At 73.1% G+C, this 11365-nt stretch carries 9 protein-coding genes; 2 read left to right on the top strand and 7 right to left on the bottom strand.

The window, feature by feature from the left end; all coding sequences use genetic code 11:
* Positions 1 to 2: 2 nt before the first annotated feature.
* From ABZ823_RS21220 to ABZ823_RS21200, 5 genes are all read right to left on the bottom strand, one after another.
* Positions 3 to 1151 (bottom strand): XdhC/CoxI family protein, encoded by a 1149-nt coding sequence (locus tag ABZ823_RS21220; protein ID WP_361662414.1) that lies wholly within the window; start codon positions 1149 to 1151, stop codon positions 3 to 5.
* A 45-nt stretch (positions 1152 to 1196) separates the two neighbouring features.
* The gene (locus tag ABZ823_RS21215) at positions 1197 to 2654 is read right to left on the bottom strand and encodes an NCS2 family permease (RefSeq protein WP_361662411.1); all 1458 of its coding nucleotides are present in this window, start codon (positions 2652 to 2654) and stop codon (positions 1197 to 1199) included.
* A 173-nt stretch (positions 2655 to 2827) separates the two neighbouring features.
* Positions 2828 to 5209 (bottom strand): molybdopterin cofactor-binding domain-containing protein, encoded by a 2382-nt coding sequence (locus ABZ823_RS21210; protein WP_361662408.1) that lies wholly within the window; start codon positions 5207 to 5209, stop codon positions 2828 to 2830.
* Positions 5210 to 5211: 2 nt separating this feature from the next.
* On the bottom strand, positions 5212 to 5793 hold the full coding sequence (locus ABZ823_RS21205) for a (2Fe-2S)-binding protein (protein WP_361662405.1): 582 nt from the start codon (positions 5791 to 5793) through the stop codon (positions 5212 to 5214).
* On the bottom strand, positions 5793 to 6683 hold the full coding sequence (locus tag ABZ823_RS21200; protein WP_361662402.1) for a xanthine dehydrogenase family protein subunit M: 891 nt from the start codon (positions 6681 to 6683) through the stop codon (positions 5793 to 5795). The genes ABZ823_RS21205 and ABZ823_RS21200 overlap by 1 nt, the downstream gene beginning before the upstream one ends.
* 451 nt (positions 6684 to 7134) lie before the next feature.
* On the opposite strand from ABZ823_RS21200, the gene ABZ823_RS21195 reads away from it, so the two are divergent.
* Both ABZ823_RS21195 and ABZ823_RS21190 read left to right on the top strand, forming a co-directional pair.
* Entirely contained in the window at positions 7135 to 8832 is a 1698-nt protein-coding gene (locus tag ABZ823_RS21195) for a PucR family transcriptional regulator ligand-binding domain-containing protein (RefSeq protein ID WP_361662399.1), read from the top strand.
* Positions 8833 to 8984: 152 nt separating this feature from the next.
* Positions 8985 to 9773 (top strand): hypothetical protein, encoded by a 789-nt coding sequence (locus ABZ823_RS21190; protein ID WP_361662396.1) that lies wholly within the window; start codon positions 8985 to 8987, stop codon positions 9771 to 9773.
* 203 nt (positions 9774 to 9976) lie between these two features.
* On the opposite strand, the gene ABZ823_RS21185 is transcribed toward ABZ823_RS21190, so the two are convergent.
* Both ABZ823_RS21185 and ABZ823_RS21180 read right to left on the bottom strand, forming a co-directional pair.
* Positions 9977 to 10207 carry a hypothetical protein gene (locus tag ABZ823_RS21185; RefSeq protein ID WP_361662394.1) on the bottom strand — a complete coding sequence of 77 codons (231 nt, stop codon included), beginning with the start codon at positions 10205 to 10207 and terminating at the stop codon, positions 9977 to 9979.
* Positions 10208 to 10414: 207 nt separating this feature from the next.
* A complete protein-coding gene (locus tag ABZ823_RS21180) occupies positions 10415 to 11275 on the bottom strand; it encodes a GntR family transcriptional regulator (protein WP_361662606.1) in 861 nt (286 codons plus the stop codon).
* Positions 11276 to 11365: the final 90 nt, after the last annotated feature.

The following is an 11365-nucleotide window of genomic DNA, read 5'->3' as shown; positions in this document are numbered from 1 at the left end:
GCTCAGGCCACCGACCCGATCCGCCGCACCGTAGCCCGGGGTGCGTCGTGGTGGATCGGGGTGTGGGCGCCGGTGAGGCAGGCGCCGCTGCCGCCGCGGCGGGCCGCCACGATCTCCGAGGCGATGGACAGGGCGGTCTCCTCGGGGCTGCGGGCGCCGAGGTCGAGGCCTATGGGTGACCTCAGACGGGCCAGTTCCATCTCGGTGACGCCGACAGCGCGCAGGCGTTCGTTGCGGTCCAGGTGGGTGCGGCGGGAGCCCATCGCGCCGACGTACGCGACCGGCAGGCGCAGTGCCAGCTTGAGCAGGGGTACGTCGAACTTGGCGTCGTGGGTCAGCACGCACAGGACGGTGCGCGCGTCGATCCGGGTGCGCTCCAGGTACTGGTGCGGCCACTCCACGACGATCTCGTCGGCCTCCGGGAAGCGGGTGCGGGTGGTGAAGACCGGGCGGGCGTCGCAGACCGTGACGTGGTAGCCGAGGAACTTGCCGATGCGGACCAGCGCGGAGGCGAAGTCGATCGCCCCGAACACGATCATGCGGGGCGGCGGGACGGACGACTCGACCAGGACCGTGAGCGGTGCTCCGCAGCGTGAGCCCTGCTCTCCGATCTCGAGGGTGCCGGTGCGGCCCGCGTCGAGGAAGGCGCCCGCCTCTGCCGCCACCGTCCGGTCCAGTTCCGGGTGGGCACCGAAGCCGCCCTCCCACGCCCCGTCGGGGCGGACGAGCAGTGCCCGGCCGAGCAGCTCCGCCGGGCCCGTCACGATCCGCGCGAGGGCCGCGGCCGAGCCGGAGGCGGCGGCCAGCGCCGAGGCGAGGACCGGGCGGCCCGGATCGGCCGCCCGGACCGGGGTGACGAGGATATCGATGACGCCGCCGCAGGTCAGGCCCACGGCGAAGGCGTCCTGGTCGCTGTACCCGAAGCGCTCGAGGACGGTTCCGCCGTCCTCGAGCGCCTGCCGGCACAGCTCGTAGACCGCGCCCTCCACACAGCCGCCGGAGACCGAGCCGATCGCCGTGCCCTCGGCGTCCACCGCGAGGGCGGCGCCCGGCTGGCGGGGGGCGCTGCCGCCGACCGCCACCACGGTGGCGACGGCGAAGTCGCGTCCCTGCTCGGACCACCGGTGCAGGTCTTCGGCGATGTCCAGCATCTGTCGGTCTCCTTGGCGGTGTGAGGGGAGGACGGAGAAGGGTCGCTAGTGGACGCCCAGCCAGTGCTCGATCGGGTGGAGGGCGAAGTAGACCAGGAAGATCACGGTCAGACCCCACATGAAGGCGCCGATCTCGCGGGCCTTGCCCTGTGCTGTCTTGATGGCGACGTAGGCGACGACGCCCGCGGCGACGCCGGTGGTGATGGTGTACGTGAACGGCATGAGGACGACGGTCAGGAAGACCGGGATCGCGGTGGCGCGGTCGCTCCAGTCCACATGTCGGGCGTTCATAAGCATCATCGCACCGATGACCACCAGTGCGGCCGATGCCACCTCCTGCGGGACGATCGCCGTCAGCGGGGTGAGGAACAGGCAGGCCGCGAAGAACAGCCCGGTGACGGCCGAGGCGAGGCCCGTGCGGGCGCCCTCGCCGACCCCGGTGCAGGACTCGATGAACACGGTCTGGCCGGAGCCGCCCGCCACACCGCCGATCGCGCCGCCCGCGCCGTCGATGAACAGGGCCTTGGACAGGCCCGGCATCCGGCCCTTGTCGTCGGCGAGCCCGGCCTCGGTGCCCACGCCGATGATGGTGGCCATCGCGTCGAAGAAGCCGGCGAGGACGAGCGTGAAGACGATCACGCCGACGGTCATCGCGCCGACCTCGTCCCAGCCGCCGAAGGCGACGTGCCCGAAGAGCGAGAAGTCCGGCATCGAGACCGCACCGCCGTGCAGCACGGGGGCTCCGCCCGCCCAGGCGCCCGGCTCGATGACCCCGGCGGCGTTGAGGAGCGCGGCGACGACCGTGCCGCTGACGATGCCGATGAGGATGGCGCCGGGCACGTTGCGGGCCTGGAGCATGAAGATCAGCAGCAGGGTGCCGGCGAAGAGGAGGACGGGCCATCCGGTGAGCTGTCCGGCCGGGCCCAGGCTGAGCGGGGTGGCCTTGCCCTGGTGCACGAATCCGGACTTGTAGAGGCCGATGAGGGCGATGAACAGGCCGATGCCCATGGTGATGCCGTGCTTGAGGGCCAGCGGGATGGCATTCATGATCATCTCGCGTAGGCCGGTGACGACCAGCAGCATGATGATGACGCCGTACAGCACGCACATGCCCATGGCCTGCGGCCATGTCATCTGCGGGGCGACCTGGGAGGACAGGACGCCGGAGACGGAGAGGCCGGCGGCCAGGGCGAGCGGCGCCTTGCCGACGAAGCCCATCAGCAGCGTGGTCAGGGCCGCCGCGAACGCGGTCGCGGTGATCAGGGCCTGCCGGCCCAGCGTGTCCCCCGCCGCGTCCCGGCCGGACAGGATCAGTGGGTTGAGCAGCAGGATGTACGCCATCGCCATGAAGGTGGTGACGCCGCCGCGCACTTCGCGCGCGACGGTGGATCCGCGCCGGGATATGTGGAAGTACCGGTCGAGCCAGGACCTGCCGGCCGGGACGCGGGTTCCCGCGCCCGCGTCCTCGGCGGTGGCCCTGGGCTCCAGGGACTGCTGGGTCATGGTGCCATCTCCCAAGGTTCACAGGGGCACCCGCGCATGTCGCCTTCTGCGATCGCACGGGATTTGGGAATGCACGACCCGGGGGACGGCCCGAGACGAAGGGTGGTACTGCGCCTGCGCCGGCGCCGGGGCGGCCGTGGGCACGGCTGTCGCCCGGCGGCGGTGCGAGGGGGCTATGCGGTGCCGGTGAGGTGTTCGGGCCGCACAGGAGTCCTGTTCAGCTCCAGGCCCGTCGCGTTGCGGATCGCCGCGAGGACCGCCGGAGTCGAGGACAGGGTGGGTGCCTCGCCGATGCCGCGCAGCCCGTACGGCGCGTGGTCGTCGGCGAGTTCGAGCACGTCGACGGGGATGGTCGGCGTGTCGAGGATGGTGGGGATCAGATAGTCGGTGAAGGACGGGTTCTTCACCTTCGCGGTCCCGGGGTCGACGACGATCTCCTCCATGACCGCGATGCCCAGGCCCTGGGTCGTACCGCCCTGGATCTGGCCGACGACGGACAGCGGGTTGAGCGCCTTGCCGACGTCCTGGGCGCAGGCCAGTTCGATGACCTTGACCAGGCCCAGCTCGGTGTCGACCTCCACCACGGCGCGGTGCGCGGCGAAGGAGTACTGGACGTGCCCGTTGCCCTGGCCGGTACGCAGGTCGAAGGGCTCGGTCGGCCGGTGCCGCCACTCCTCCTCGATCTCGACGGCCTCGTCGCCGAGGACGTCCACCAGGTCGGCGAGCACCTCGCCGCCGTCGGTGACGACCTTGCCGCCCTCCAGGAGCAGTTCGGCGGTGGCCCAGGCGGGGTGGTACGCGCCGAACCTGCGGCGCCCCATCTCCAGGACCCTCTCGCGCACCAGCTCGCAGGCGTGCCTGACGGCGCCCCCCGTGACATAGGTCTGGCGGGAGGCGGACGTCGAACCCGCCGATCCGACCTGTGTGTCCGCCGGATGGATCGTCACCCGGCTGACGCCCAGCTCGGTGCGGGCGATCTGCGCGTGGACGGTGACGCCGCCCTGGCCGACCTCCGCCATGGCCGTGTGCACGGTGGCCACGGGCTCGCCCGCGACGGCCTCCATACGGACCTTGGCGGTGGAGTAGTCGTCGAAGCCCTCGGAGAAGCCGACGTTCTTGATGCCGACGGCGTAGCCGACGCCGCGGACGACGCCCTCGCCGTGCGTGGTGTTGGACAGTCCGCCCGGCAGCTGCCGTACGTCCGGGCCCTCGGAGCTCTCCCACTGGCGCTCCGGCGGCATGGGCCTCGCCTTGACGCGGCGCAGCAGCTCGGCGACCGGCGCCGGTGAGTCGACGACCTGCCCGGTAGGCATGACCGCGCCCTGGGACATGGCGTTGAGCCGGCGGAACTCCACCGGGTCCATGCCGAGCCGCCGCGCCACCTTGTCCATCTGGGCCTCGTAGGCGAAGCACGCCTGGACCGCGCCGAAGCCGCGCATGGCGCCGCAGGGCGGGTTGTTGGTGTAGAGCGCGAGGGCCTCGATGTCGACGTCGTCGACCATGTACGGGCCCACCCCGAGCGAGGACGCGTTGCCGACGACGGCCGGGGAGGAGGACGCGTACGCGCCGCCGTCGAGGACGATGCGGCACCTGACGTGCGTCAGCTTGCCGTCCCTCGTGGCCCCGTGCTCGTAGTACAGCTTCGCCGGGTGGCGGTGGACGTGCCCGAAGAAGGACTCGAACCGGTTGTAGACGATCTTGACGGGCTTGCCGGTACACAGCGCGAGCAGACAGGCGTGGATCTGCATCGACAGGTCCTCACGGCCGCCGAAGGCGCCGCCGACGCCGGCCAGGGTCATCCGGACCTTGTCCTCGGGCAGGCCCAGCACGGGCGCTATCTGGCGCAGATCGGCGTGCAGCCACTGGGTGGCGATGTAGAGGTCGACGCCGCCGTCCTCCGCGGGCACGGCGAGACCGGACTCGGGCCCGAGGAACGCCTGGTCCTGCATGCCGAAGTGGTACTCGCCCTCGACGATCACATCGGCCCGCCGTCGTGCCTCCTCCACATCGCCGCGGACGATCGGCTGGCGGTGGACGATGTTGGGGTGCGGGACGTGGCGGGAATGGTCATCGGTGCGGTTCTCGTGGATCAGGATCGCGTCCGGAGCGGTCGCGGAGGCCTCGTCGGTGATGACGGGCAGTTCGCGGTACTCGACCCTGATCCTGGCGGCGGCGCGGCGCGCGGTCTCCGGGTGGTCGGCCGCGACGATCGCGACGGGCTCGCCGTGGTGACGCACCTTGCCGTGGGCGAGGACCGGGGTGTCCTGGATCTCCAGGCCGTAGTGCCTCACCTCGGTCGGCAGGTCGTCGTACGTCATGACCGCGTACACGCCGGGCGTGGCGAGGGCCTCGCTCGTGTCGATGGAGACGATCTCGGCGTGCGCGACCGTGGAGCGCAGGATCTGGCCCCAGAGCATGTCCTCGTGCCACATGTCGGACGAGTACGCGAACTCGCCGGTGACCTTCAGGGTGCCGTCGGGGCGGAGCGTGGACTCGCCGATGCCGCCCTTGGTCCCCGAGCCTTGTGTGATCTTGGTGGGAGCGCCGTTCGGCATCCTCAGACCCCCTCGGACTGCCGGGCGGCCGCCAGGCGGACCGCGTCCATGATCTTCTCGTAGCCGGTGCAGCGGCAGAGGTTGCCGGAGAGCGCCTCGCGGATGTCCGCGTCGGTGGGGTTGGGATTGTGCTCCAGCATCTCGTCGGCGGCGACCAGCAGGCCCGGGGTGCAGAAGCCGCACTGGACGGCGCCCGCGTCGATGAACGCCTGCTGGATCGGGGACAGCTCGACGCCCTCGCCGGTCCCCGAGCCGGTGCCCTTGGCCCCCCAGCGCCTGGCCTCGTCGAGGGAGGTGCCGTGGACATCGGTGCCGCCGGGGCCGCAGGCGCGCTCCTTGGCGTACTCCGCGAGGCCCTCGACGGTGACGACCTCGCGGCCCTCGACCTGCCCCGCGGCGACCAGGCAGGAACACACCGGCACGCCGTCCAGACGGACCGTGCAGGACCCGCACTCCCCCTGCTCGCAGGCGTTCTTGGAGCCCGGCAGGCCGAGGCGCTCGCGCAGGACGTACAGCAGGCTCTCGCCCTCCCACACGTCGTCGGCTTCCTGCGGACGTCCGTTCACCGTGAAACTGACGCGCATCACGCGGCTCCCTTCGAGGTGCGGGGGACGCCGCGGTACGACTCCCAGGTCCAGGTCAGGGTGCGGCGGGCCAGGACGCCGACCGCGTGGCGGCGGTAGTTCGCGGTGCCCCGGACGTCGTCGATCGGGTTGCAGGCGGCCGAGCACAGCTCCGCGAACTGCCGGGCGACCGAGGGGGTGACGACCTTGCCGTTGTCCCAGAGGCCGCCCTCCTCGAGTGCGGCGTTCAGGAACTCCTCGGCGGCCCGGGCCCGGACGGGGGTCGGGGCGGCGGAGCCGATGCCGGTGCGGACCGTGCGGGTCTCGGGGTGCAGGGCGAGACCGAAGGCGCACACCGCGATCACCATCGCGTTGCGGGTGCCGACCTTCGCGTACTGCTGCGGCCCGTCGGCCTTCTTCACGCGGACGGCCCTGATCAGCTCGTCCGGGGCGAGCGCGTTGCGCTTCACGCCGGTGTAGAAGTCGTCGATCGGGATCAGCCGGGAGCCGCGCACCGACGCGACCTCGACCTCGGCGCCGGCCGCGAGGAGGGCGGGGTGGGCGTCGCCGGCCGGGGAGGCGGTGCCGAGGTTGCCGCCGACCCCGCCGCGGTTGCGGATCTGCGGGGAGGCGACGGTGTGGGAGGCGAGGGCCAGGCCCGGCAGCTCGGTCCGCAGCTGCTCCATGATCCTCGAGTACGGGACCGACGCGCCGAGCCGCACGCTGTCGCCGTCCGCCTCCCACTCGTGGAGTTCGCCGATGCGGTTCAGGTCCATCAGGTACTCGGGGCGGCGGTGGTCGAAGTTGATCTCGACCATGACATCGGTGCCACCCGCAATCGGCACGGCGGTGGGGTGCTCCGCCTTTGCGGCGAGCGCCTCCTCCCAGGTTGCGGGGCGAAGGAAGTCCATGAACGGCTCTCTTCTTCGTCTCGTGGTGCGTGGGGATCGAGCCAGATCGGGTGCGGCGGGCCCGGCTCGTTCATGTCCTGTTCACGGGGGGTGGGCTCAGTACACCGCCCTGCTCGTCGCGGCGGTCAGTCACCGAAACCATGAAGGAGTTGGCTGGCCAAGCCGACCATCTTGTAGATTCATATGAACGGAGGTCCTCAGTAACCTCTCCGCTTTCCTCTGGAAACACGGCGCCCGCCCGGGGGAAATCGCGAGCGCGGCTTCCGTGAGGACCCCTGAGCCCAGGACAACGCCCTGGACCTGCCCTCGGAGGCCGGGAAACCCCTCCGGACGCCGTGGGCGCGTACTCCGGACGGAGGGGGAACCTCCACGCGGAGCCCGAGGACCCGCCCGCCGGGCCCTCACCCTGACCGAACGTGGATTTCTGGACAAGAACGGCGGCGACGAGAACATGCGGCTGCGCGCACTGATGAACACCGACGCGCTGGGGCTGCGGCTGCTCGGCGGCGAGGACGAGCTGGACCGCACCGTGCGCGGTGTGATGACGACGGACCTCAAGGACCCGAGCCGCTATCTCTCCGGGGGTGAACTGGTCCTCACGGGCCTGGCGTGGCGGCACGACGCCGCGGACTGCGAACCCTTCGTGCGTATTCTCGCGGGCGCGGGCGTCGCGGCGCTCGCGGTGGGCGAGGCGGAGCTGGGCGACATCCCGGACGATCTGATGGTGGCCTGTGCCCGGCACCGGCTGCCGCTGTTCGCCGTGCACGAGTCCGTGGCGTTCGCCACGATCACCGAGCATGTGGTGCGTCAGGTCTCGGGCGAGCGGGCCGGGGACCTGGCGGCCGTGGTGGACCGGCACCGGCGGATGATGACCTCGGGTCCGGCGGGCGGCGGCCCGGACGTCGTCCTGGACCTGCTGGGCTCCGATCTGGACCTGCGTGCCTGGGTGCTCTCCCCCACCGGCCGGCCGATCGCGGGACCGGCCCCGGAGCTCACCGCGGACGTGTCCGCGGAGCTGGCCGCCGGGCATCTGGCGGCGGCGCGCACCGGGCGCCGGGGACCGCACCGGGTGACGGCCGGCACGACGACGTACTCGCTGTTCCCGGTCCGGGGCAGCGCGGGCGGCTCGGGGGGCGCCGCTCGGGACGTGCGCGAGACGGTGCTGTCCGACTGGGTGCTCGCCGTCGAGGCGGACGCCGGGGACTGGCCCGCGGAGCGGCTCGATCTGCTCCATGGCGTCACCCAGCTGATCGCGGTGGAGCGGGACCGGCGGGACGCGGCCCGCAGCGTGCGGCGGCGGCTCGCCCAGGAGGTCCTGGAGCTGGTGCAGACGGGGGCCGCGCCCGCCGAGATCGCGGCCCGGCTGCGGGTCGCCGCGCCCGTGCTGCTGCCCGGACTGGGCGCGGCGCCGCTCTGGCAGGTGGTGGTGGCCCGGGTCGAGTGGGACGGCGGGGAGATCGAGGGCGGGCCGGTCGCCCAGTCGCTGTTGGAGGAGATCCTGGCCGACTCCCCCTCGATCTCTTCGGGCAGGGAGTATCTCCCGTCGGCCGGCTCCGAGCACTCCGACCGGATCGCGGTGGCTCACACGGGTGACGAGGCGATCGCGCTCGTACCGCTTCCCGCCGTGACCACGGAGCACGACGGGCCCGAGCCGGGCCTGCTCGCCGACACCCTCCTGGAGGCCGTACGGGACCCGCTGTCCGCGGGGCTCGACGACGACGGGCGGCTCACGCTGGGTGTCAGCGCCGCAGTGCACTCGGCCGAGGGGCTGCGCGGCGCTCTGGAGGAGGCGCGGCACGCCCGCCGGGTCGCCGCCGCCCGCACGGGCCGGGTCTGCGCGGCCGGCCACCACGAACTGGCCTCGCATGTGCTGCTGCTGCCGTTCGTCCCGGACGACGTCCGGCGCGCCTTCACGGCCCGTCTCCTCGACCCCCTGCGCGACTACGACCGCCGGCACCGCGCCGAGCTGATTCCGACCCTGGAGGCGTTCCTGGAGTGCGACGGCTCCTGGACCCGCTGCGCGACCCGGCTGCATCTGCACGTCAACACGCTGCGGTACCGGGTAGGGCGTATCGAGCAGTTGACGAGTCGTGACCTTTCGCGCCTGGAGGACAAGCTCGACTTCTTCCTCGCACTGCGCATGAGCTGAGGTCACGGCACTGGGGCGCCGGTGGCACCACCGGCCCCCGGTGTCCCACGACTTTGTGAAATCCTTCACCCAGCCCCTTGGCCCGGTACCGCGATTGGTGTTGGAATGCCGCCACCACTCAACAGCTCAATGGCGTGCTCGGGGAGGGCAACGTGGCGCATACCGCCATGTCCGGTACCGGAACGACCGCAGGCGACGATCCCCTCCAGACCGCGGTATGGAGGCTTCGCTCACGCGCCTGCTGGGGCGACGCGGCAGCCCTTCTGCCACCGGAAACGGCCGAGGCCTCGCTCCAGCGGGCATCGCTGCTCGTCGAGCGGTGCCTGTACACGGAGCAGGGCTGGGAGGAGGCCGAGGACGCGCTGCGTACGGCCGAGGCACAGGCCCACAGCGACGAGGAGCGGGGCGCCGCCGCCTGTGAACGAGGCCAACTGGCGTACGCGGCTACGCTGCACGGCGTACGGGACCGGGCCGACGAGGCGCGGGCCGCTCTCGGCCGGGCCGCCGCGCTGATCCCGCCGGGCGCCCCGGGCCGGGCCCTGCTGGACTTCCGGCGCGGGCTCCTCGCCGAGAACCTCGCCCGCTCCCCTCAGGCGGCCCGTGCCGCCTACCGGCGCGCGCACGCGGGCGCCTCAGCGCACGGCGACGCGCTGCTGCTCTCCTTCACCTGGCGGCACCTCGCCGGACTCGCCCTGCGCGACGGCGAGGTGGCGGAGGCGCGGCACGGCTTCGCGGAATCGCTGCGGATCCGCGAGGAACTGGGTTACCTCGTCGGTACGGCCCCGGCGCTGGCGTCGCTCGCGGATGCGGAGGCGGAGCCGGACGCCTCCCGGCTGCGGGCGGAGGCGGGCCGGCTGTTCCGCCTGCTGGGCGGCGTACCGACGTGGCTGGCACGGCAGTTGGCTCCGGTGACACCGGCGGCGGGACCTGCCGCCTCGTAGCACCCGGGCGGGCCCACCGCCGGTGGGTCCGCACACCGAGCCCGGGGGCGGGCTGCCGCCGTGGGCCGGGGCCCGTTCGTCCGGGTGGCGGTCGTCCGCCGGACCGCTCTCCGCACAGTCGTCCCCCGGCCCCGCTGCGGTGCGCTGTGCGGGTGGCGACGGCTTCTCCGGAGCGCCGACGGCCACGGCGGGCGGCCCTGCGCTCACAGGCCCCTGACGAACGCCCATACGGCGGTGCGGAATGCGGGGTCGTGGCCGAGAAGGACGGCTACGACGACGAGCGCGGCGAACGCCAGCGGTCCGCCCGGGCCGTCCACGGCCGTCACCCACCGCTTCGGACGGACCCCGCGGGCCCGGTCCCGGGAGACGCCGGCGCTCCTGCCGCCGAGTCGCCTCCGCCACTGCCACCGCGCCTGCCGCCCCGTATCGGACATCGTCGTCACTCACCCCCGTGGGACGGTCGTCGTCCCTCACCGGGCAGCACGCGGCGCAGCCCGGAGCAGTTCCCTCCACGGCGTCCGCCTCACGGCGGGGGGCGGTGGGGGCCGCGTCACGACGGGGAACGGTGGGTTCCGCGTCACGACGGGGACCGGTGGCGTCCGCCCCATGGCGGGGACGGGTCTTCCGGGCGTACGTCTGCCTCAGGCCGCCCCGGCGAAGTGCTCCCGCACCAGTGACTGCACCACCGGGAAGTCCTGGGCGGCCAGGGCATCGAGCAGGGCCGTGTGCTCGGCGGCGTCGGCGAGCAGGTCGGCGTGGCCATGCGTGACGGGGCCGCCGACGAGCGGCCACTGGGCGCGGCGGTGCAGATCCTCCGCGATCCGCACCAGTTGCTCGTTGCCCGCCAGGGCGAGCAGCGCGCGATGGAAGGCGCGGTCGGACTCGGCGTACGTGGCCCGGCACCCGGACGAGGCGGCCCGGACGGTCGCCTCGGCCAGCGGACGCAGTTCCGCCCAGCGGCCGGCGGGCACCGTGCGGGCGAGCCGCAGCACCACCGGGACCTCGATCAGCGCGCGGATCTCGGCGAGTTCGGCCAGTTCGCGGGCGCCTCGGACGGCGACACGGAAACCGCGGTTGGGCACGACCTCGACGGCGCCCTCGAGCGCCAGTTGCTGCATCGCCTCGCGTACGGGGGTCGCGGACACTCCGAACCGCTGGGCGAGGGCGGGTGCGGAGTAGACCTCGCCAGGCGTCAGCTCCCCCGCGACCAGCGCGGTGCGCAGAGCGTCCAGGATCTGGCCGCGGACGGAGGACCGCTGTACGACGGCGGGTCCGCCGCCACCGGACGGCACCCCGCCACGGTGTGCCTGCCTCGCCGCGGGCCGCTCCCCCCGGACGGGCCGCTCCCCGTCACAGGGCCCCGGCCCGTCACCGCCGTAAGGCAGCTCCTCCACGCGCGGGCGTGGGATGGGCGGCTCACTGTGGGTGTGCTCGCCGCGGGTGGAGCCGGCGGTGGCGCCCCGCTCACGGACCTCACGCCCGGGCGCCGGGCGCGGCGGCACTCCGGCGGCCTCGGTCCGGGCGTCGGCGGCCCTCGTCTCGGCGGAGCCCTCCGCCCGGCGCGAACGGGCCTGCTCCACGGGCTCCTCCTA

Origin of the sequence: Streptomyces sp. NPDC047079 (assembly GCF_040643755.1) — a bacterium.
In the GTDB taxonomy this organism is placed as follows: domain Bacteria; phylum Actinomycetota; class Actinomycetes; order Streptomycetales; family Streptomycetaceae; genus Streptomyces.
Note: the sequence above shows the minus strand (reverse complement) of the source record. Positions and strands in the feature narration are given on the sequence as shown.

Coding starts and splice junctions, on each gene's coding strand:
- ABZ823_RS21220 (WP_361662414.1), bottom strand. CDS start 1,151: ATGCTGGACATCGCCGAAGACCTGCACCGGTGGTCCGAGCAGGGACGC.
- ABZ823_RS21215 (WP_361662411.1), bottom strand. CDS start 2,654: ATGACCCAGCAGTCCCTGGAGCCCAGGGCCACCGCCGAGGACGCGGGC.
- ABZ823_RS21210 (WP_361662408.1), bottom strand. CDS start 5,209: ATGCCGAACGGCGCTCCCACCAAGATCACACAAGGCTCGGGGACCAAG.
- ABZ823_RS21205 (WP_361662405.1), bottom strand. CDS start 5,793: ATGCGCGTCAGTTTCACGGTGAACGGACGTCCGCAGGAAGCCGACGAC.
- ABZ823_RS21200 (WP_361662402.1), bottom strand. CDS start 6,683: ATGGACTTCCTTCGCCCCGCAACCTGGGAGGAGGCGCTCGCCGCAAAG.
- ABZ823_RS21195 (WP_361662399.1), top strand. CDS start 7,135: ATGCGGCTGCGCGCACTGATGAACACCGACGCGCTGGGGCTGCGGCTG.
- ABZ823_RS21185 (WP_361662394.1), bottom strand. CDS start 10,207: ATGTCCGATACGGGGCGGCAGGCGCGGTGGCAGTGGCGGAGGCGACTC.